Origin of the sequence: Flavobacterium sp. Leaf82 (assembly GCF_001422725.1) — a bacterium.
GTDB lineage: Bacteria > Bacteroidota > Bacteroidia > Flavobacteriales > Flavobacteriaceae > Flavobacterium.
The window spans coordinates 79,137-100,829 of the sequence record NZ_LMMA01000007.1 but is presented as its reverse complement, the minus strand read 5'-3'; the positions used below and the strand labels follow the sequence as shown (position 1 = coordinate 100,829).

The following is a 21,693-nucleotide window of genomic DNA, read 5'->3' as shown; positions in this document are numbered from 1 at the left end:
GTGCTCACTTTGCACCGGAATTAGGTGGTCATTTTGAACTGGAATCAGGTGCTCACTTTAAAACGGAATGGGGTGATCAATATAACCGGAATTTGCACATTGAGCCAATAAAAGCTGTTTTCTAATTTGATAATTTCTTGTTGAAGCGTTTCATCTTCTCGAATAACTCCTAAAGCGAGAATATAATTTACTTGTCTTAATGCTTTTGCCATACTTTCTGGCTCAATTGTGTTGTTGAAAAAATCTGTTAGCCTCGTTTGGGCTTCTTTTGAAAGGGTGTTTGTACTCATAATATCGTAGTTTAAAGAATATAAAACCCTTGTATTTTAGTGGTTCTTACGCCTACGACAGCGTTCACGGGTCGTTTCCGATACCGTCCACATAATACAAGGGAAGTCCTATTTTGTTCTTAAGATCGTAGTTTAAGAATAGTCAAATATAGGTAAAGCAATAATAAAAAGTAAGAAAAATAATATATTTATTATCGCTTAATAAACGAGCTACAAACACAGTAAATATCTCTGTGTGGTAAATATAAAGCGTTATTTTGAGAAAAGATAAACTTAGCCAGACTTTAGGCAGTTTGTCATTTCGACCGAAGGGAGAAATCACACTTGTAACCCCAAAGATTATCGATTATGTTTGCTGAATTTCTTGTGCGATTTCTCCCTTCGGTCGAAATGACAAGATTGAGGGATTTTCTTGTCTAAATTTCACCAACTTCATCTAATGAAACCGAATGTCCTAGCCCTGATAGAAGTGGAAATCCTTTTTCTTGCTTCTTTAGCAAGGAAAAGATTGGAAAGCATAGCAGGAAATAGCTTCTAATCCTTCTCCTTAAGTCTCGGGATCGCTCAGGATGACAATTGTGTAGAAGAGAAACCTCTGTCCCTCTGCCACTTTAAACCTTTGTCCCTTTTTAAAAACCTATTTCAGGACAAATTCATTTTCTTTTAAAGTATTTAGAACTTCAGAGATAATTTTAGAGCGGTTTTCGGCTTTATTGTTTGTGGTTCCGGTTTCGACCCAATAGCGAATGTTGAGTTGCGCAACACCGGCTGTAACATCTGTAATTATTGCGGAATCGTTATGTTCTTTGTCGGTTACGTCGTCGTTGCGTTCCAGAACTTCTTTTACGAGTTCGATGGCACGGTTATAATCAGAACCAAATTCGAGTCCTACGGTAAAAGTCTGGAGTAGAAATCCGGCGCTGTTGTAATTAATCAGCGTATTTTTTATTAAAAGTGCGTTTGGGATATAAATGATTTTCGAGTCGCTTTTGACTTCGGTATCACGCAGGTTGAGGTTAATGACTTCGCCTTTTACGCCATTGCTTTCGATAATATCGCCAATAGAAAATGGACGTTTGAAAGCGAGCAGAATTCCGGCAAGAAAATTTTCGCCAATATCCTTAAGTGCAAAACCAATTACAAAAGCCGAGATTCCGGCACCGGCAAGCATACTTTGTGCGATTCCGTCAAGACCTATGATCTTGAACATGATCAAAACGCCAATAATAATAAGGACTGATTTTATGAGTCGCGCAATAAAAGTAGCCAGAAGCCTGTCGTGCATTCTAACTTTGAGTCGGTTTCCGGCAAAAATCCCAACGCGGGTTGCAATAAACCACGAAACGAGAATAACGGCGACGGCGAGAATAAATTTTGGGGTAAGATCGACAATGCTGTAATAATAAGTTTCTACGTGTTTGAAGACGTCTTGCAGAAAATTTTCCATAATTATAAAAGGCGTAAAATGTAAAATTTTAAAATTAGTGATTTTGCAATTTGAAAGTTTTACAGAATTAGGCTTTAATTTTATAAAATATGACGGAAGTGATTGCATAAAATCCCAATTTGTACCATTTTACGATGCTATATTTTTATATTTGTTGTCTCAGTTTTTGAGGGAATATTTTTTTAAACGCACCATTTACATGTTGACCCAATCTCAGTTAGAGCAATTCGCCGGCACGCTCGAAGGCACACTTTTATACGACGAACTTCATAAAACACTTTATTCGACAGATGCTTCGGTATATCGAATAAAACCCAAAGCCGTTGCCGTGCCTAAAACGATCGAGGATATTAGTAAAATAATCAGGTTTGCGGCGCAGCATCATCTTTCGATTACGCCAAGAACTGCCGGAACTTCTCTTGCCGGACAAACTGTTGGTGACGGAATTGTGGTCGATGTTTCGAAAAACTTTACTAAAATCCTGGATTTCGACCCTGTTAAAAAAACAGTTACGGTACAACCCGGCGTGATTCGCGACGAACTGAATTTATTCCTGAAACCTCACAATGTATTTTTTGGTCCTAATACTTCGACTACAAACCGTTGCATGATTGGCGGAATGGTGGGTAATAATTCCTCTGGAACTACTTCGATTCGTTACGGCGTTACGCGCGATAAAATTGTAGAAATCAAAGGAATTTTGAGCGATGGTTCTCAAGTGGTTTTTAACGAACTGACTTCGGCAGAATTTATTGAGAAAACCAAAGGTGATACTTTAGAAAATAAAATATATAAAAGTCTTTACGACGAACTTTCGGTAAAAGCAACGCAGGACGAAATCATAAAAGAGTTTCCAAAACCGGAAATTCACAGACGAAATACGGGTTATGCGGTTGATATTTTATTAAAATCGGATTTATTTGGCGGAACTGAACCTACAATTAATATTGGTAAATTACTTTGCGGAAGTGAAGGAACGCTGGCATTTACAACCGAAATCACCTTAAAAGTTGATGATTTACCGCCGGCTAATAATATTATGGTTGTGGCGCATTATCATAGCATTCAGGAATCGCTGGAATCTGTGGTAATAGCAATGAAACATCATTTGTATACTTGCGAAATGATCGACGATACGATTTTAGATTGTACAAAAACGAGCCGTGAACACATAAAAAATAGATTCTTTCTGGTTGGAGAACCGAAAGCGATTATGATGTTCGAAGTGGCTTCGCACGATGCACAAGATGCCGAAAATCAAGCGAACGCTTTAGTGGCAGATTTGGAGAAAAATAACTTTGGTTACGCACTGGTAAAAATTTACGGTGCCGATATCGAGAAAGTAAACGAACTTAGAAAAGCCGGTCTTGGGCTTCTGGGAAGTATTGTAGGCGATGATAAAGCTGCGGATTCTATAGAAGATACAGCGGTAGAATTGAGCGATTTGCCGGCTTATATTGCAGAATTTTCGGCAATGATGCTGCGACACGGACAAGGCGCAATTTATTACGCACATGCCGGAGCGGGAGAACTGCACTTGCGTCCGGTTTTGAATTTGAAGAAAACATCTGACTTAAAATTATTCAGAACCATTGCGACCGATGTTGCTATTTTAGTGAAGAAATATAGAGGTTCGTTAAGTGGTGAACATGGCGACGGAATTGTGCGCGGAGAATTTATTCCGTTTATGATTGGCGAAACAAATTATGAATTACTGAAAAGAATCAAATTAGCGTTTGACCCGAATTCGGTTTTGAATATTGGCAAGATTGTAAATGCTTTAAGGATGGATGAAAACCATCGTGTAATTTCAGGCAGGGTAGAACCGGATATTAAAACATTTCAGGATTTCTCAGACAGTTTAGGAATTTTGCGTGCTGCCGAAAAATGCAACGGATCCGGCGATTGTAGAAAATTACCATCGGCAGGAGGAGCAATGTGTCCGAGTTATCGTGCCACAAAAAACGAAAAAGAAACAACGCGTGCGAGAGCCAATGCATTGCGTGAATATTTGACATATTCTGAGAAAGAAAATAAATTTGACCAGAAAGAATTATACGAAGTTTTTGAGTTGTGTGTGAGCTGTAAAGCCTGCGCCAGCGAATGTCCGAGTAATGTGGATGTTGCAACGCTTAAAGCAGAATTTTTATACCAATATCAAAAAGCAAACGGTTTCTCGACCCGAAATAAGATTTTTGCACACAATGCAAAACTCAACAAAATGGGAAGTTTGTTTCCGTCGATTACCAACTTTATTTCGAATCAATCGCTCGTTAAAAAAAGCATGGGAATTGCGGCAGAAAGGCAAGTTCCGCTTTTGGCAAAACGAACATTCAAAAAATGGTATGAGAATCATAAACCAAAACAAAACGATTTCCCAAACGGACAAGTGTATTTGTTTAATGACGAATTCACGAATTATTATGATGTGAATATCGGAATCGATGCTTTTGAATTATTGACCCAATTAGGTTACGAAGTTCTGGTTGTTAATCATGAAGAAAGTGGAAGAACTTATTTATCGAAAGGATTTCTGGAAGAAGCGAAAAAGATTGCGAATATCAACATAAATATTTTCAAGGATTTAATTTCCGCGAAAGCGCCATTAATTGGGATTGAGCCTTCGGCAATATTAACTTTTAGAGACGAATATTTGCGTTTGGCAGATGATAAAGAAGCGGCTGAAAAAGTAGCGCAAAGTGCTTTCACGATCGAAGAATTCTTTAAAAAAGAAATCATCGACGGAAAAATAAAACCGGAATCTTTCTCTCAAGAAAAGAAAGAAATCAAGATTCACGGACATTGCCATCAAAAATCATTGAGTTCTGTTGAAGCAACTTTCACAATGCTAAATTTACCAACCAATAATACGGTGACGATTTACAACTCTGGTTGTTGCGGAATGGCAGGGTCTTTTGGCTACGAAAAAGAGCATTATCAGGTAAGTATGCAAATGGGCGAAGATACCTTATTCCCAAAAGTGCGTGCAACTGCCCAAAACGTAAAAATTGCCGCCGCAGGAACAAGCTGCCGCCATCAAATTTATGACGGAACGAGCAGAGAAGCGCAACATCCGGTAAGTATATTAAGGAATTGTTTGCGTTGAGATATGGCGCACGGATGACACGGATTCACTTCGTGAAAACGCGGATAAACGCGGATTTTTTTTGTTTCGTGCAGATTGAGCAGATTTAATTGATAAATATTATAATCAGTGTTAATCATTTTAATCAGTGTCAAAAAAAGAATTCGTGCTAATTTGTGAAATTCGTGGCGAAAAAAATAAACCTGCGTGAAAAATTTTAGCTACAGATAAAGGATTAAAATATTTTTTGTTCTCGCAGATTCTGCAGATTTAATTAATAAATATTAAAATAATCTGTCTTAATCATTTTAATCAGTGGCAAAAAATAATTCGTGTTAATTTGTGAAATTCGTGGCAAAAAAATCTGCGCTAACCTGTTTTACCAGTTAAAATCCGTGGGCAAAAAATATGCAGATAAAACAAAATCGTTTTATATATTTGAAATCAGGATAATTTTTGCATTATTTGCAAAATAAAACCACAAAGACCGAAATAAATTAATTTTAAAAGCAAAACCACATATGGCATTATCAGGTTTATTCCGAAAAAAAACGGTACAAGATATTCTGAAGCAAGTTGCAAAAAACGAAGCAGATGGTCATAATGCATTAGGAAAACATTTAACGACCAAAGATTTAACAGCCTTTGGGATTGCTGCTATTGTAGGTGCAGGAATTTTTAGTACTATCGGGAAAGCCAGTGCTGACGGTGGTCCAGCAGTTATCTTCTTGTTTTTATTTACAGCATTAGCCTGTAGTTTTGCAGCATTTGCTTACGCCGAATTTGCATCTATGGTTCCGGTTTCAGGAAGTGCTTATACGTACTCATATGTAGCTTTTGGCGAATTAATTGCCTGGATAATTGGTTGGGCTTTAATCATGGAATATGCCGTTGGAAATATAACAGTCGCCATATCGTGGAGTGATTACTTTACAGGTCTGCTCCAGAGTGGCGGAATTCATCTCCCGCAATGGATTCAGATGGATTATCTAACCGCTTCAAACGGATTTAAAGATGCCACAGCTTTAATGCAGGGCGGAAAATCATTCGAAAATTTAAGTGCTTCTCTGCAAGCTGCTTATACTGCCTGGACAACAGCGCCAACAATTGGATCTTTCCATTTCGTGGCAGATTTACCGGCATTATTCATCATTGTTTTAATTACGGCTTTGGTTTACAGAGGGATGAAAGAATCTCGTAATGCTAGTAACTTAATGGTTATTGTAAAACTTTGTATTGTACTTTTAGTAATCGCCGTTGGTGTATTTTATGTAGATACTGCCAATTGGGATCCGTTTGCACCAAATGGAGTTAGCGGAGTTTTAAAAGGAGTTTCGGCTGTTTTCTTTGCTTATATTGGTTTCGATGCAATCTCAACAACTGCTGAGGAATGTAAAAATCCGCAACGTGATTTACCACGAGGTATGATGTGGGCGATTATCATTTGTACTATTTTATACATTGCCATTGCCTTGGTTTTAACCGGAATGGTGCGTTATAACGAATTAAATGTTGGAGATCCTCTTGCGTTTGTTTTCGATAAATTAAACCTTAAATGGATGTCGGGAATTATTGCCGTAAGTGCTGTAGTGGCAATGGCGAGCGTTCTTTTGGTTTTCCAGATGGGGCAACCTCGTATCTGGATGAGTATGAGCCGTGATGGTTTATTGCCAAAGAAGTTTTCTACAGTACATCCAAAATTCAAAACACCATCATTTGCAACAATTGTAACCGGTTTTGTAGTGGCAGTTCCAGCGTTGTTTCTGAACCTGACAATGGTAACAGATTTATGTAGTATTGGTACTTTATTTGCCTTTGTGTTGGTTTGTGCAGGAGTTTTGGTTTTACAAAACAAGCCTGAAATTCCAAGAGGAAAATTCAAAACGCCTTATATCAATTCAAAATTTATATTGCCAGTTTTAATGATTGCAGGATTGTATTATGCTTTTGCATTCAACAATAAAGCTACAATGGCTTTTATTAATAACGATGCGCAAACCAATGATGCAACAACTATAATTACATCTCTGGATAAAGAACAATCTACTAAAGTTTTTAATTATTTAGAAAGTATCGATGTTCAAAATAAAACTGCCGAAACTGGAGATTTAGACCATTTATTAAGTCAATACCAAGACGACGATGCAAAATATGCTGAGGTTGTAAAAGGATTACCAATCGACGATTCATTAAAATACGAATCAGGTTTTAGTCTGTTCAAACACAAAATCCCAATGTGGATTTTCCTTTTCGTTTTAGTTGGATTAGCCGTTTGGGCTTTTAGAAAAAATCTTTCTTTGATTCCGCTTTTAGGTTTAATCTGCTGCCTTTACATGATGGCAGAACTTAGCGTTTGGAACTGGATTTACTTTACGATTTGGTTATTGATTGGTTTGTTTATTTACTTTACATACAGTAGAAAAAACAGTAAACTGAATTTCCCTGCAGAAGAGTAGGTTAATTATTAATTGTGAATTATAAATGAAAAGCCGTTTTGAAAATAATCTCAGAACGGCTTTTTTTGTTTTGTCATTTCGATCCCGAAGCTTCGGGAGAGAAATCGCACTCGTAGCTTCGCTCCTAAAAGCAACTATCTTTGTCGAATTTCTAGTGTGATTTCTCCTTCGTCGAAATGACAAATAGGAGCGAAGTATTGATTTAATAAAAAAAAATCGCCACGAATTCACGAATTGATTGTTGTAAATTCGTGAATTCGTGGCGAAAACAAATGATATCTAAACCCCAGTTAAACCTCTTGAGCCATAGCCTGAAGAATCCCCAATTCTACCATGCAGGCTTTCATCATTTGGTAAGTGCGTTCGATATCATTATCCAATCCAATTGAGAATCTGATTAAACCGTCTGTTAATCCCATTTCGTGTTGTTCTTCTAACGGAATCTCGCTCGAAGTCGAAGTTCCCGGTGCGCTAAACAATGTTTTATAAAATCCTAAACTTACTGCCAGATATCCTAAGTTTCTTTCTTGCATTAATTCCATTAGTTCATTGGCTTTAGCCAAAGTTCCAACATCGATAGTCATCATTCCGCCAAAACCATATTCCGGATTAATCATCGTTTTATACAATTCATGACTTGGGTGACTTTTCAATCCCGGATAAACCGTTTTAAGACCGTCTTTCTCGAATTTATCCGCCAAAACATGCGCATTATGACTGTGTTGTTTGATACGAATGTGCAAAGTTCGCAGGTTTTTCATGACACTTGCAGAACGTAAACTATCCATCGTTGGTCCCAAAAGCATACTTGCTCCCGAGTTTACATTTTTCAATGCATTGATAAATTCCTTCGATGCACAAGTTACGCCGCCAACCGTATCACTGCTTCCGTTTATGTATTTTGTCAAACTGTGAATCACGATATCCGCGCCTAATTTAGCGGGAGAAACTGATAATGGCGAGAACGTATTATCGACCACTAATTTCAGATTATGCTTTTTAGCAATTTTAGCCAAACCTGCAATATCAGCAACTTCCAACAACGGATTACTTACCGTTTCGCAATACAAAACTTTCGTGTTTGGTGTAATTGCCGTTTCTACAACATCCAGTTTTGTAATGTCTACAAAGCTCGTTTCAATCCCGAAACGCGGTGTAAAGTTTTTCAAAAAAGCATAAGTTCCGCCGTAAATAGTTCTGCTCGAAACAATATGATCGCCCGCACCGCAAAGCTGTAATAGAGTAGGCGTAATCGCACCCATTCCTGATGCCGAAACATTGGCAGTTTCTGTTCCTTCCATTGCTGCCAAAGCCTGATCCAGATACAAATTACTAGGCGAAGAATGGCGCGAATACAAATAACAGCCCTCCATATTCCCCTCAAAAGTATCGAACATCGTTTTAGCCGATAGAAAGGTATAAGTCGAAGAATCAGAAATCGAAGGATTCACTCCTCCAAATTCACCAAAGTATTGCAAATCCTGAATTTTATCTGCTGGGTTAAAGTTTTTCATTTTTTATGTCATTGCGAGTAACGAAGCAATCTCATCCTCTGGTTAGTTTTTTGTTTTATTTATTTCAAGTTTCAGGTTTCAAGTTCCAACAACCTGAAACTTGAAACCTGAAACATTTTTTGTTAGGAGCTATTTCCTGCTATCCGCTTCAATCTTTTGTGTCTCGTTAAAGAAACGAGACACAAAAGGATTTCCACTTCTATCAGGGCTAGGCACTCAGTTTCAAAATAAATTCTATTCAAAATAACACCTTATTAGAAAATTAATCAATAATGTGTTTGATAATTAGATTTTAAAACTATAATTTATAATTTATAAAGATTATTATTCTAAATTTGATTCAGAAAATCCAAATCGCTAGATTTTCTTTCAGAAAGCAATAAATTATCAATAATCAGAGGATGAGATGCTTTCGCCCCGGCGAACAGGTCTTCCTCGCAATGACTCAAAAATGACTTTAGACGCCACCGACAAAAAACTCTTGATTCTATTACAAACCGACAGTAAAAAAACAACCAAAGAATTATCCTTAAAGCTCAACCTTTCGGTAACCGCAGTTTACGAACGCATCAAAAAGTTGGAGCGCGAAGGAATAATCAAAAACTACGTAGCTTTAGTCGACAAATCAAAAATGGAAAAAGGATTTGTAGTTTTCTGTCATTTAAAACTCATTCAGCACACCAAAGAATTCCTGACCAAATTCGAAAGTGAAGTCATCAAACTCAACGAAGTCTTAGAATGTCATCACGTAAGCGGCGATTACGATTATATCCTTAAAGTTCTCGTAAAAGACATGGAAGCTTACCGCGAATTTTTAGTAACCAAACTCACAACATTACAGCATATTGGCAGCACACAAAGTATGTTTATGATTAGTGAAGTCAAGAATTCAACGGTGATTTTTTGAGGTACTGAGGTTCTGAGTTGCTAAGGTTCTGAGGTTTTAGGGGCAAAGGTTTTCCGTAGAGACGCACTGCAGTGCGTCTAAAACTGCATGAAAATCCAAATTCTAATTTTTTATTTTGAATTGCCTCCAGTTTCAACTGGAGTTTGTATAGATTAAAATCAAATGGCTTTAGTCAAATTTTACTATTTTGGCTAAAGCCTTCTTTCTTATTCTCCTATTAATATCTCCAGCTAAAGCTGGAGGCAATTCAAAAACCTTTGGAACTTCGCGTCTTTGCGAGACTAAAAAAAATAAAAACTTTGCGAATCTTTGCGTAAATCTTTGCGCACTTTGCGGTAAAACCCACACCCAAAATTTCACACAAAAAACATTGAGATTTAAACTTTAAACAAAACTTTATTCCTTAATTTTGTATCGCTAAAAATAAAATAGACAAACTATGAGTTCATTTGACGTAGTCATTATAGGTTCAGGTCCTGGAGGATATGTATCAGCAATTCGTTGCGCACAATTAGGTTTTAAAACTGCAATTGTAGAAAAATATAATTCATTAGGCGGAACTTGCCTTAACGTAGGTTGTATTCCTTCAAAAGCATTATTATCTTCTTCTCATCATTATGCCGAAATTGCTCATTTTGCAGATCACGGAATCGAAGTTTCCGGAGATGTAAAAATCAATTTAGAGAAAATGATTGCTCGTAAACAAGCAGTTGTAGATCAAACCGTAGGTGGAATCAACTACTTAATGGATAAAAATAAAATTACTGTTTTCAATGGTTTAGGTTCTTTCGTAGATGCAACGCACATTGCAGTTGCAAAAGCTGACGGAACATCAGAAACTATCGAAACTAAATATGCTGTAATTGCTACAGGTTCAAAGCCATCCTCTTTGCCATTCATCAAAATTGACAAAGAAAGAATCATCACTTCTACAGAAGCTTTGGCTTTAAAAGAAGTTCCAAAACACTTAGTGATTATTGGTGGTGGAGTTATCGGGATTGAGCTTGGACAAGTTTATTTACGTTTAGGAGCTCAGGTTTCTGTAGTAGAATTTATGGACAGAATCATTCCTGGAATGGATAGTTCATTGTCTAAAGAATTGACTAAAGTATTGAAAAAACAAGGAATGAAATTCTACGTTTCTCACAAAGTAAAATCAGTAGAAAGAAACGGCGATGCTGTTGTAGTTCAGGCTGAAAATGCAAAAGGAGAAACTATCACTCTAGAAGGAGATTATTCATTAGTTTCTGTTGGTCGTCGTCCTTACACAGACGGATTAAACGCTGACAAAGCCGGAGTAAAAATTTCAGACAGAGGACAAGTAGAAGTAAACGATCACTTGCAAACTAATGTTTCTAACATTTATGCAATTGGTGATGTTGTTCGTGGAGCAATGTTAGCACACAAAGCAGAAGAAGAAGGAACTATGGTTGCTGAAATCTTAGCAGGTCAAAAACCACATATCGATTATAACTTAATTCCTGGTGTAGTTTATACTTGGCCAGAAGTTGCTGCAGTTGGACAAACTGAAGAGCAGGTAAAAGCTTCAGGAACTGAATATAAAGTGGGAAGTTTTCCTTTTAAAGCTTTAGGTCGTGCAAGAGCAAGTGGAGATCTTGACGGATTCGTTAAAATCATCGCTGATGCTAAAACAGACGAAGTTTTAGGAGTTCACATGATTGGAGCCCGTACAGCTGATTTAATTGCAGAAGCAGTTACAGCAATGGAATTTAAAGCATCTGCTGAAGATATTTCAAGAATGAGCCATGCGCATCCAACTTTTGCTGAAGCAGTAAAAGAAGCAGCATTAGCCGCTACAGATAATAGAGCATTACACGTATAATTTACGTTAAGTATATTTTTAAAAACCGCCAATCTTGAGATTTCAGGATTGGCGGTTTTTTTGTTTCCCTATTTCTATGATAAAAACCTCTTTTTTTAGGAGCTAATCCCGCACCCGAGCCTGAAAGTGCGAACTGGCGAAGCAATCCGTTCCAATCTTTTGTGGCAAACCCTGCCACAAAAGGATTTCCACTTCTATCGGGGCTAGGACAATCATTTTCATAACAATATTTCCGGCTAACTTGTCAATTTCGACGAAGGAAAAGTCTCAGTAAATAAATCTGCAACCTAAGCTCAATCTTTGCCGAGCTTCTTGTAAAGATTTCTCCTTCGTCGAAATGACAAGATTGGGTTTAGCCTCATCGTTTTTATATCTCGTAGAGATTATATAATGATAGAAAAAATACCATTCACCATCTTCTTTGTCTCGTAGAGACTACATATTTATAGTAGATAAAATATTTTATTCATTAGATAGATTATTAAAATCTAAAAAAGCTCCAGAGGAGCGACATATTTATAGCAAAGAATTTCCACAAAGATTTCAAGCTCCATCGGAGCGACATATTTATAATTGATACAGATTTCGCTCCGCAGGAACTTGAGCTCGACGGGAAATAAATTATTTTATAGATATTTTATTTCTCCGAAGCTTTTTATAGGTAAGGTAAATTTTCTATAAAGGCAATTCAATAAAAATTTTAATGCTAGAAAAATATAAAATCAAATAAAAATTTTGTAAATTTAATCTGTATTTCTCGTGTTATCTTTACTAATCTAAAAGATAATATTATGAAAAATAGATATATAGCTCCAGTTCTTGTTGGAGCAGGAATTGCGTTGGCACTTTATTCGTGTGGAGCAACGATTCCGGAAAAAGCAAAAGCAGTTACTAATTTTGACAAATCAAAATATTTAGGGAAATGGTACGAAATTGCCAGACTGGATTTTAAATACGAAAAAGGTCTCAACAATGTCACAGCGCAATATTCTCTAAACGATAATGGAACCATAAGAGTTGATAATAAGGGCTACAATGTCAAAAAAGACAAATGGGAAGAGAGCATAGGAAAAGCCAAATTCGTCAAAAAAGATGATATTGGTATGCTTAAGGTCTCATTTTTTGGTCCTTTTTATGCCGGATATAATGTAATTGCAATCGATGATAATTACAAATATGCTCTTGTTGCGGGCGAAAGTTTAAAATACATGTGGATACTTTCCAGAGAAACCACCATTCCTGAGAGTATAAAAGCAAATTACCTTATAAAAGCACAGGAAATTGGTTATAATGTCACAGACTTGGTTTGGACAGAACACAATAAAGCAAATTAATAAAGATTATAAACGTTGATTTTTATTAAATAAGAAACCCGATAGGTATTAAAACTTATCGGGTTTGTTATTATTTGTAAATGAAATAGATTATCTGGTGAAAACACTTTTATAATTATCCCAATATCTGTAAATCAAAAATAAGTTAGCTAAGAACAATAAAACTGCAATTGGTAAACCTTGTGGAGCAAGGAAATAATTGATAAACAAAATGTTTACGGTAATTGGCAGAATCAAAATATTTGCTAATGTTACATAACGCCCGGTTACAAATGCAATTCCGCAAAGTAATTCAATTGACTTTGCTAAAGGCATTATATACGTAGAAGCCATTAAACCAACATTAAAAGCTTTAAAATTTCCTGTTGTTTCCGGTTCAGGTGCCAAGTGAAAAAAATAACTTATAGAAGCAAAAAGCAACAAAAGACCAATTAAAACACGGACAATAATGGTAGCGATTTTCATAATACTAGATTTAATAAGGTTAAAAAATATAATTTATTTGCTGATAAACATCTTAAATCTGAATTCCTTAATAAAATGAAAATCTGTTTTTAACGTTATTTTATTTAGGATTCAATAATCAATATAATTGTAAAATGTGTTTAATTTAATGCTATATCAAATATAACGAATTTTTTCTTATGAAATTACTGTTTTATTAACAGTTTTACTGTTTCTTTCCGTATTTCTTGTAAAGAAAAAATCCGGCTAAACCAATGATAATAAAAGGCCAAAGATTAATTAAAAACACAAAAATTGATTCAAGAATATACCAGCCATTTTTAAGCGAATCCAGAATTTGCAAACCTAAATTTGGTTTATAAGCATTGCTGTTTTTTTCGCCTGCCATAGTTTCTTGCCTGATAGTTTCGTTTTGATAAAGCTGTAATGTGATTGTGCTAAAATTAACCTGATCTTGTAATGATAAATTATCTATAACACGATTGTCGCTTGCTTCTTTTTGATTAGCCAAAGTATTTTCGGCTTCCATAATATCATTTATTTTTTTGCCTTTAGAATCAATTGCTTTTTCAACCCTTTTTTCGGTTGATGCGCTTCTTTTTCGAGAAAGCTGATTTGATAGTAATTTCAATGAAACGTCATCGGCTTTAATTACCCTGAAATCCAGAAAATCAATTTGTTTGGCAATCGTTTTAATAACCGTGTCAAGCTGAGTATTAGGAACGCGAATTGTAATGTTGTTTTCCACCGTGTATTTGGTAGTTTCAAGTGTACTATCCTGACTAATTTTAGTTTTAATCTGATCGTGAATGTTACTTTGCAAATTAGTATAAGTAACAAAACCGCCAAATTTTTGAGTAGCGTTTTCAATTGCATAAGTAGATTTGACGACATTTTTAACCTTGAATTTAATATCAGCAGTTCGAATAAATTTCTGCTTACTATTTTTATCGACTACCGCAGCCGATGAGGACACAGCCGTGCTGTCTGCTGAAACTTTCATGTCTCCCGTTCCTTCATACGAAGAATTATCAGCTTTTTTACAAGAAAATAGTAATGCAATGATTACCAAGGTTGACGCGCCTAATTTTGCAATTGTTTTCATAAAGGTTTTAAAATTTGATTAATAAATGATGTTTTTTGAGTTATTAATTTTGCTTTTGTGTTAAAAAGATGTTTTAGTAATAACTCTTAATTCGGTGTACTAAAAAGTGTGCCAATATTTTTTGAGTATTCTTTTATCGAAGGATTTTTTTTGTCGTAATTTTGAAATCTAAAATTTATACTTTTTTGAGAGTTTCTATTCATAAACATATTTCAAATCCAGAGCATTTTAAACAACAACTTTTAAGCTGGTCGCAGCAATTTCGCGAGGTTATTTTTTTGGATAGCAATTCGTATCCCCAAGAATATTCCAGTTTTGATTGTATTTTGGCTGTGGATGCTTTTACGTCTTTAAAAACCGATTTTCATAACGCTTTCGATGATCTTAAACAATATCAGCAAACCACTAAAGACTGGCTTTTTGGTTATCTTTCGTATGATTTAAAAAATGATGTTGAGGAATTAAAATCTTCAAATTTTGATGGTTTGGATTTTCCGGATTTATTTTTTTTTCAGCCAAAAAAGATTTTTTTATTGAAAGAAAATGAACTTGAAATTCAGTATTTATTACTTTGCGATGATGAGGTTGAAGATGATTTTAATGAGATAGTCGAAAGTCAAAAGTCGAAAGTCGAAAGTGCTCCATCTTTAAAAATTGAACAACGCATTTCAAAAGATTTATATGTTGAGAAAGTAACAAAAATGCTCGATCATATCCATAAAGGAGATATGTATGAAGCAAATTTTTGTATGGAATTTTATGCTGAAAATGCAGTTATAAATCCGCTTGAAAAATTTCAGAAACTAAATAAAATATCACAAGCCCCGTTTTCGGTTTTCTTTAAAAATCATAAGCAATTTTTGCTTTCGGCTTCACCGGAACGTTATTTGAAAAAAACAGGAGAAACTTTGATTTCGCAACCTATAAAAGGAACGTCAAAACGGTTTTTGGACCCAATTGAAGACGAAAAATCAAAACAGTTTTTAGAATCTGATTCAAAAGAACGTGCCGAAAATATTATGATTACAGATTTAGTCAGAAACGATTTGTCGCATACAGCTCAAAAAGGTTCGGTTGAGGTTGTAGAACTTTGTAAAATCTATTCGTTTTTGCAGGTTCACCAAATGATTTCTACTATAACATCAAAAATAGATTCTCAATATTCTCCAATCGATGTTTTAAGAACCACTTTCCCAATGGGAAGTATGACCGGCGCTCCAAAGATTTCGGTTATGAATATTATCGAAAATCTCGAAGAGACAAAACGTGGTTTATACAGCGGATCTATTGGGTGTTTTACGCCAGAAGGCGATTTTGATTTTAATGTCGTGATCAGAAGTATTTTGTACAATCAGGAAAATAAATACGTTTCATTTTCTGTAGGAAGCGCCATTACAGCACAATCAATTCCTGAAAATGAATACGAAGAGTGTTTGTTGAAAGCGAAGGCGATGCACGAAGTTTTGCAGTAAGTTTTAAAAAGTTAGCCAAGAATTTCACGAATTTTCGCGAATTTTTTTGCCCGCGGATTTTACGGGTTAAACCGATAAACGCGGATTTTTTTTAATCTTTATTGAAAAAAAACCTGAATAATCTGTGAGAAAGAATTCGCACCAATTTGTGAAATTCGTGGCAAGAAAAATATAGCCACAGATTAATGGATCAAAATGATTAAAAAATCTGTGTAAATCTTTTTATCCCGATAGCTATCGGGAGTGGCAAAAAAAATCTACACAATCTGCATGAAAATAATTCGCGAAAATTCGTGAAATTCATGGCGAAAAAAAATAATTCGTAGCAAAAAAACATCACGCTTAACAATTCATTTAAAAATAGATCGAATTTAATTTTTTACATTTATCGAATGTTTTCAAAATTTCAAAATCATATTACTTCGAGATTTCCATTTTTGGAAGAAAAAAAACTATTTCTGGCTGTTAGCGGAGGATTGGACAGTATGGTTTTATTGCATTTAATAAAGCAATTGCCCTATGAAATCGCTGTTTTGCATTGCAATTTCCAACTTCGCGGACTAGAAAGTTTTGGTGATCAGAATTTCATTCAGGAGTATTGCGATCAAAATAATATCCAGGTTTTTATAACTCAATTTGATACGGAGGCTTTTGCCAAAGATTATAAATTGTCGACGCAAGTTGCAGCACGTGAATTGCGTTACAGTTGGTTTTATGAGCTTTTAGAAGAAGAAAATTTCGATTATATCTTAACAGCTCATCATGCTGATGATAATCTGGAAACTTTCATTATCAACTTAACCCGCGGAACGGGATTAGAAGGATTAACGGGAATTCCGGAACAAAACGATCGGATTATACGTCCACTTTTGCCTTTTTCAAGAGATGAAATCCTGAAATATGCAGAAGAGAATAAAATAGAATGGCGGGAAGACAGCAGCAATGCGTCGAATAAATATCTTCGAAATAAGATTCGTCATGATTTGGTTCCAATTTTAAAAGAAATCAATCCTAATTTTTTGAATGCATTTCAGAAAACACAATCGTATTTGCAGGAATCTCACGAAATGGTTGAAGATGCCTCGATTATGATTTATCAGCAAGTTGCAAAAGAAGAAGGTGACGATATTCATTTTGATTTGAATCAACTTAAAAAATTACCCAATTATAAATCGTATTTGTACCAATGGCTGAATGAATTTGGCTTTTTGGCATGGAATGATGTTTATGATTTAGTTGATGGACAATCTGGAAAACAAGTACTTTCGGCAGAATTTCGCTTGCTTAAAAATAGAGATACCTTGATTTTAAGCCCACTTTCTGAAATGTCAGAAAAGGAAGAATTTGAAATTACTGCAAACGATACAGACGTTAATTTTCCCTTAAAATTGAAGCTTTGTACTGTAAGTCACATTACAATAGATGATAATAAGGCTATCTTTGTGGACGCTGAAAAAATCCAGTTTCCACTTGTTTTACGTAAATGGAATGTAGGGGATGTTTTTCAGCCTTTTGGAATGAACGGAAAGTCTAAAAAAGTGAGTAAACTTTTTAAAGATGAAAAATTATCCCTTATCGAAAAAGAAAAAACGTGGCTTTTGTGTTCAGGCAATGAGATTGTCTGGATTGTTGGAATCAGACAGGATGAACGTTTTAAAATTGATAATACCACAAACAAAATACTTAAAATAGAATTACTATAATGAACTTTAATCAATACCCTCAAACGATAATGTCGAAAAGTGTCTGGAATAAAACCATTGTGTTTTTCCTGTTTTTCTTGTTTGCTTTTGCAAAAGGAAATGCGCAAATCCTGGAACCGGTAAAATGGACTTCTAAAATTGAAAAGAAAGCAGGGAATAATGCTGTTTTAATTTTTGATGGAACAATTGAAAAAGACTGGCATATGTATTCGCAATTTACACCAGATGGCGGACCTCTTGCGCTGGAAATTGCATTTAAAAATCAAAAAGGAAATTATACGTTAGTTGGTAAAGCTAAAGAAGGTAAAACCAGAACAGCTTTTAATGATGTTTTTGGTGTAAATGAAACTTTTTTTGAAGGTAAAGCACATATAGAACAGGAAATTACAATCATTAATCCAAACTTAAAAACGGTTGATGTTGAGTTTGATTTTCAGGTTTGTAAAGAAGTTTGTATCAATTCTAATAAAAAATTCTCAATTGCGGTTCCGTCAACTTTTAAGATGGATGCCGTTGCAAGTGTTTCAGAAGTAAAGAAAGATGAAACTAAAGTTGTTGGTTTAGCAGTTGATACAGTAAAACCAACAATCGAAACGGCTAAGGTTGAAACTACAAAAGATGCTGTTGCTGAAACTCCATCAAAAGAAGAAGTTCCTGCTACAGATGAACAAGGAAGTTTATTAACGTTGTTTTTTCTTGCGTTTTTAGGTGGTTTTACGGCTTTATTTACGCCTTGTGTATTTCCAATGATACCTATGACTGTAAGTTTTTTTACAAAACAAAGTAAAAACAGAGCTGCAGGAATTAGAAATGCAATTATTTACGGTACTGCAATTATTTTAATTTATGTGATACTTGGTTTTTCTGTTTCCTGGATTTTTGGTGCAGATGCTTTAAATTCATTAGCGACTAATGTTTATTTTAATCTTATATTTTTTGTCTTGCTAATTGTTTTTGCATCATCATTTTTAGGAGCGTTCGAAATTATGCTTCCTAATTCTTGGGCAAATAAAGTCGATAAACAAGCTGATAAAGGTGGAATAATTGGAATCTTATTTATGGCTTTGGCTCTTGCAATTGTATCATTTTCATGTACAGGTCCAATTGTAGGTCCGCTTTTATTTCAAGCTGCTACTAATGGAGTTCTCGGGCCAATTGTTGGAATGTTTGGTTTCTCTTTGGCTTTAGCTTTGCCATTTATGCTTTTTGCAATGTTTCCGGGTTGGTTAAATTCATTGCCAAAATCTGGTGGTTGGTTAAATACAGTAAAAGTGTTTTTAGGATTTTTAGAATTAGCTTTTGCTTTCAAATTTTTGTCAAATGCAGATTTAGTTTTGCAATTGCATTTTCTTGAAAGAGAAGTTTTTCTAGCTATTTGGATTGCAATATTTGCAGCCTTGACTTTATACTTATTCGGAAAAATTACTTTACCACATGATAGTCCTTCAAGTCATATCTCTGTAGGTCGATTGTATGTAGGTTTACTTTCTTTAGTTTTTACAATTTATTTAATTCCAGGACTTTGGGGAGCTCCATTAAAGTTAATCAGTGCATTTCCGCCACCTCCAACGTATAGCGAAAGTCCGTTTGGAGTAGGAGGTTCTGGTAATTCAGCCGGAAGTGCAGAATCTATAAAAGGATTGCCTGACGGAGCAGAATTAGGACCGCATGGTATTATGGTTTTTCATGATTACGAAGATGGATTAGCTTATGCAAAATCAATCAATAAGCCAATCATGCTTGATTTTACAGGTTATGCTTGCGTGAATTGCAGAAAAATGGAAAACAATGTTTGGTCTGAACCGACAATTTTACCAATCCTGAAAAATGATGTTGTTTTGATTTCGCTTTATGTAGATGATAAACGTGAGTTGCCAAAAGAAGAGCAATTTGTAACGAAATCAGGTGATAAAATCATTACGGTTGGTGATAAATGGACTGATTTTATGATCACAAAATATAAAACCAATACGCAGCCATTATACATCATAACAGATTTAGAAGGCAAGAATTTAAACAACACAAAACCAACTATTAGTTATGTAAATGCAGATGAATATTTGCATTGGCTAAAAGAAGGAATTGGGAATTTTAAATAATCCTTTTTTAAGAAAATAGAATATAGAGAATAGAATAAAGAGAATAGAATAAAGAGAATAGAATAAAGAGAATAGAATATAGAGAATAGAATAAAGAAGTTAGGGGATCTAAAATCTAAAATAATAATAAGGTTGAAATTAATTCAAAGCAAAAAAGCACTCTCAGTAAGTAACTCAGAGTGCTTTTTTGTATTAGCTATTTTCTTGTTTCTATTATTTTGCTTCTTTCTCCTGCTATTTTGCATTCACTCTTGCTTCTAACTTCTTGCATCTATTCTCTTTATTCTATATTCTTTCCTCTAAAAATCAAAAATTATTAAGAGCAAAAAAGCACTCTAAGTCAGACTCAGAGTGCTTTTTAATTTGGTTTATTTTGGTTTTGGTTTATTTCTTATAAAAATTCTCCGTGTTGAGAAATATCTAATCCTAGTTCTTCTTTTTCTTCAGTAACTCTTAGAGGTGTAATTTTATTTACAACAAAGAATAAAACATAAGAACCTATAAAAGCGAAGATAGAAACGATTACTAAAGCAGTTAATTGGTTGATGAATAAAGTTGGAGTTCCAAAGATTAAACCTTGATTGTCTCCAACAGCCGGGTTAATTGCTTTTGAAGCAAAAACTCCTGTTAATAACATACCTACCATACCACCAACACCGTGACAAGCAAAAACGTCTAAGGCGTCATCAATTTTTCCTTTAGGGAATTTGCTTACTACAAGATTACTAACAATTGCAGAGAAAGCCCCAATAAAAATTGCGTGAGGGATACTTACGAAACCAGCAGCAGGAGTAATGGCAACTAGACCAACAACAGCACCTATACAAGCTCCTAATGCAGATAATTTATGTCCTATGATTTTATCAAGGAAAACCCATGCCATTGCAGCAGCGGCAGCAGCAACAGTTGTAGTTCCTAAAGCCTGAACAGCTAATCCGTTTGCTCCAAGTGCAGAACCTGCGTTGAAACCAAACCATCCAAACCATAATAATCCCGTACCTAATAATACATAGGTAATTCTGGCAGGGTTAACTTTTTGAATTTTTCTTTTTCCTAAGAAGATTGCTCCTGCTAATGCGGCCCAACCAGCACTCATGTGTACTACTGTTCCTCCGGCAAAATCTAATACTCCCATTTTAAAGAAAACTCCATCAGGATGCCATGTCATGTGAGCTAAAGGCGCGTATATAACTATAATAAATAAAACCATAAATAATAAATAAGCCCAGAAACGTACACGCTCTGCAAATGCACCAGTGATTAATGCAGGTGTAATGATGGCAAATTTTGCTTGAAATAATGCGAATAACATAAACGGAATAGTTGGGGCAAGACTCCATGCAGTGTTGGTACCAACACCTTCAAAGAATAAATTAGTAGATGGATTTCCTATGATTCCTCCAATAGTAGGACCAAAAGCTAACCCAAATGCAACCACAACCCATAAGATAGTAACGATTACCATTGCCATGAAACTTTGTAACATTGTACTGATAACGTTTTTCTTACCTACCATTCCCCCGTAGAAAAATCCTAATCCTGGTGTCATAAGCAATACAAAGGCAGTTGCTACAATCATCCAGGCTGTATCTCCAGTGTCAAACTTTACTGCTTCTGCGGGAATAGGGCTGTCTGTCAGGATAAAGTTTGATATAAAGGTTAGTACCAAAATAGTGATAAGAATCACACTTAAAATAATTTTTCGCATAGTTATTTAGTTTTAAATTTTTTATAAAAGTATAAAATCAATCGACACCCCTATAAAAAATAGAGTTCAATGCTTAACTTTTGTTAATTTTTAAATTTACACCCCTATATTTTGCGTGTATTTGTTAAAATGAACTTAAAATTTATAATTTATTAATGAAAATTTTTAAAAAGTAAGTTTTTAGTGGCTTTGTTAACAAAATGCAGTCATAATAATTTCAATTTTAAGATTAATTATGCTTAAATATTCAAGGAATTAATCAAAA

The 21,693-nt window shown here is 35.0% G+C and carries 14 protein-coding genes; 8 read left to right on the top strand and 6 right to left on the bottom strand.

Annotated elements, in window-relative coordinates; genetic code table 11:
* Positions 1-44: 44 nt before the first annotated feature.
* Together ASF10_RS07560 and ASF10_RS07555 are read right to left on the bottom strand one after the other, a co-directional pair.
* Positions 45-290: a hypothetical protein gene (locus ASF10_RS07560; protein WP_056247298.1), complete on the bottom strand. Its 246-nt coding sequence runs from the start codon at positions 288-290 to the stop codon at positions 45-47.
* A gap of 637 nt (positions 291-927) precedes the next feature.
* Complete coding sequence (locus tag ASF10_RS07555; RefSeq protein WP_056247296.1) at positions 928-1,737, bottom strand: mechanosensitive ion channel family protein; 810 nt, start codon at positions 1,735-1,737, stop codon at positions 928-930.
* A 199-nt stretch (positions 1,738-1,936) separates the two neighbouring features.
* Here ASF10_RS07555 and ASF10_RS07550 point away from each other — a divergent pair, with 199 nt between their 5' ends.
* Both ASF10_RS07550 and ASF10_RS07545 read left to right on the top strand, forming a co-directional pair.
* Positions 1,937-4,843 carry an FAD-binding and (Fe-S)-binding domain-containing protein gene (locus tag ASF10_RS07550; protein ID WP_056247294.1) on the top strand — a complete coding sequence of 969 codons (2,907 nt, stop codon included), beginning with the start codon at positions 1,937-1,939 and terminating at the stop codon, positions 4,841-4,843.
* 500 nt (positions 4,844-5,343) lie between these two features.
* Positions 5,344-7,278, top strand: coding sequence for an amino acid permease (locus ASF10_RS07545; RefSeq protein WP_056247293.1), 1,935 nt, complete (start codon positions 5,344-5,346; stop codon positions 7,276-7,278).
* Between the two features lie 290 nt (positions 7,279-7,568).
* Here the strand turns inward: ASF10_RS07545 and ASF10_RS07540 are convergent, their stop codons facing one another.
* Entirely contained in the window at positions 7,569-8,792 is a 1,224-nt protein-coding gene (locus ASF10_RS07540) for an aminotransferase class I/II-fold pyridoxal phosphate-dependent enzyme (RefSeq protein ID WP_056247291.1), read from the bottom strand.
* A gap of 451 nt (positions 8,793-9,243) precedes the next feature.
* Here ASF10_RS07540 and ASF10_RS07535 point away from each other — a divergent pair, with 451 nt between their 5' ends.
* The 3 genes from ASF10_RS07535 to ASF10_RS07520 all read left to right on the top strand — a co-directional run bounded on the left by ASF10_RS07535 (position 9,244) and on the right by ASF10_RS07520 (position 12,876).
* Positions 9,244-9,699, top strand: a complete 456-nt coding sequence (locus ASF10_RS07535) for an Lrp/AsnC family transcriptional regulator (RefSeq protein ID WP_056247288.1) — start codon at positions 9,244-9,246, stop codon at positions 9,697-9,699.
* Positions 9,700-10,138: 439 nt separating this feature from the next.
* The gene (lpdA, locus tag ASF10_RS07525; RefSeq protein WP_056247284.1) at positions 10,139-11,542 is read left to right on the top strand and encodes a dihydrolipoyl dehydrogenase; all 1,404 of its coding nucleotides are present in this window, start codon (positions 10,139-10,141) and stop codon (positions 11,540-11,542) included.
* Between the two features lie 791 nt (positions 11,543-12,333).
* Positions 12,334-12,876, top strand: a complete 543-nt coding sequence (locus ASF10_RS07520; RefSeq protein ID WP_056247282.1) for a lipocalin family protein — start codon at positions 12,334-12,336, stop codon at positions 12,874-12,876.
* Positions 12,877-12,966: 90 nt separating this feature from the next.
* Here ASF10_RS07520 and ASF10_RS07515 read toward each other — a convergent pair whose 3' ends face one another.
* Entirely contained in the window at positions 12,967-13,341 is a 375-nt protein-coding gene (locus ASF10_RS07515) for a DoxX family membrane protein (protein WP_056247280.1), read from the bottom strand.
* A gap of 205 nt (positions 13,342-13,546) precedes the next feature.
* Complete coding sequence (locus ASF10_RS07510; RefSeq protein WP_056247278.1) at positions 13,547-14,446, bottom strand: DUF4349 domain-containing protein; 900 nt, start codon at positions 14,444-14,446, stop codon at positions 13,547-13,549.
* Between the two features lie 185 nt (positions 14,447-14,631).
* Between ASF10_RS07510 and ASF10_RS07505 the strand changes: the two genes are divergently transcribed.
* The 3 genes from ASF10_RS07505 to ASF10_RS07495 all read left to right on the top strand — a co-directional run bounded on the left by ASF10_RS07505 (position 14,632) and on the right by ASF10_RS07495 (position 19,720).
* Positions 14,632-15,918 carry an anthranilate synthase component I family protein gene (locus ASF10_RS07505; protein ID WP_056247312.1) on the top strand — a complete coding sequence of 429 codons (1,287 nt, stop codon included), beginning with the start codon at positions 14,632-14,634 and terminating at the stop codon, positions 15,916-15,918.
* A 392-nt stretch (positions 15,919-16,310) separates the two neighbouring features.
* Positions 16,311-17,621: a tRNA lysidine(34) synthetase TilS gene (gene tilS, locus ASF10_RS07500; protein WP_056247276.1), complete on the top strand. Its 1,311-nt coding sequence runs from the start codon at positions 16,311-16,313 to the stop codon at positions 17,619-17,621.
* Complete coding sequence (locus ASF10_RS07495; protein WP_056247273.1) at positions 17,621-19,720, top strand: protein-disulfide reductase DsbD family protein; 2,100 nt, start codon at positions 17,621-17,623, stop codon at positions 19,718-19,720. The genes tilS and ASF10_RS07495 overlap by 1 nt, the downstream gene beginning before the upstream one ends.
* Before the next feature lie 391 nt (positions 19,721-20,111).
* On the opposite strand, the gene ASF10_RS07490 is transcribed toward ASF10_RS07495, so the two are convergent.
* Positions 20,112-21,428 carry an ammonium transporter gene (locus tag ASF10_RS07490; protein ID WP_056247272.1) on the bottom strand — a complete coding sequence of 439 codons (1,317 nt, stop codon included), beginning with the start codon at positions 21,426-21,428 and terminating at the stop codon, positions 20,112-20,114.
* Positions 21,429-21,693: the final 265 nt, after the last annotated feature.

Excerpts from the sequence above, each read along its gene's own strand:
- ASF10_RS07540 (WP_056247291.1), bottom strand. The coding sequence starts at position 8,792 with ATGAAAAACTTTAACCCAGCAGATAAAATTCAGGATTTGCAATACTTT.
- ASF10_RS07560 (WP_056247298.1), bottom strand. The coding sequence starts at position 290 with ATGAGTACAAACACCCTTTCAAAAGAAGCCCAAACGAGGCTAACAGAT.
- lpdA (WP_056247284.1), top strand. The coding sequence starts at position 10,139 with ATGAGTTCATTTGACGTAGTCATTATAGGTTCAGGTCCTGGAGGATAT.
- ASF10_RS07535 (WP_056247288.1), top strand. The coding sequence starts at position 9,244 with ATGACTTTAGACGCCACCGACAAAAAACTCTTGATTCTATTACAAACC.
- ASF10_RS07510 (WP_056247278.1), bottom strand. The coding sequence starts at position 14,446 with ATGAAAACAATTGCAAAATTAGGCGCGTCAACCTTGGTAATCATTGCA.
- ASF10_RS07545 (WP_056247293.1), top strand. The coding sequence starts at position 5,344 with ATGGCATTATCAGGTTTATTCCGAAAAAAAACGGTACAAGATATTCTG.
- ASF10_RS07550 (WP_056247294.1), top strand. The coding sequence starts at position 1,937 with ATGTTGACCCAATCTCAGTTAGAGCAATTCGCCGGCACGCTCGAAGGC.
- ASF10_RS07515 (WP_056247280.1), bottom strand. The coding sequence starts at position 13,341 with ATGAAAATCGCTACCATTATTGTCCGTGTTTTAATTGGTCTTTTGTTG.
- ASF10_RS07555 (WP_056247296.1), bottom strand. The coding sequence starts at position 1,737 with ATGGAAAATTTTCTGCAAGACGTCTTCAAACACGTAGAAACTTATTAT.
- tilS (WP_056247276.1), top strand. The coding sequence starts at position 16,311 with ATGTTTTCAAAATTTCAAAATCATATTACTTCGAGATTTCCATTTTTG.
- ASF10_RS07520 (WP_056247282.1), top strand. The coding sequence starts at position 12,334 with ATGAAAAATAGATATATAGCTCCAGTTCTTGTTGGAGCAGGAATTGCG.
- ASF10_RS07495 (WP_056247273.1), top strand. The coding sequence starts at position 17,621 with ATGAACTTTAATCAATACCCTCAAACGATAATGTCGAAAAGTGTCTGG.
- ASF10_RS07490 (WP_056247272.1), bottom strand. The coding sequence starts at position 21,428 with ATGCGAAAAATTATTTTAAGTGTGATTCTTATCACTATTTTGGTACTA.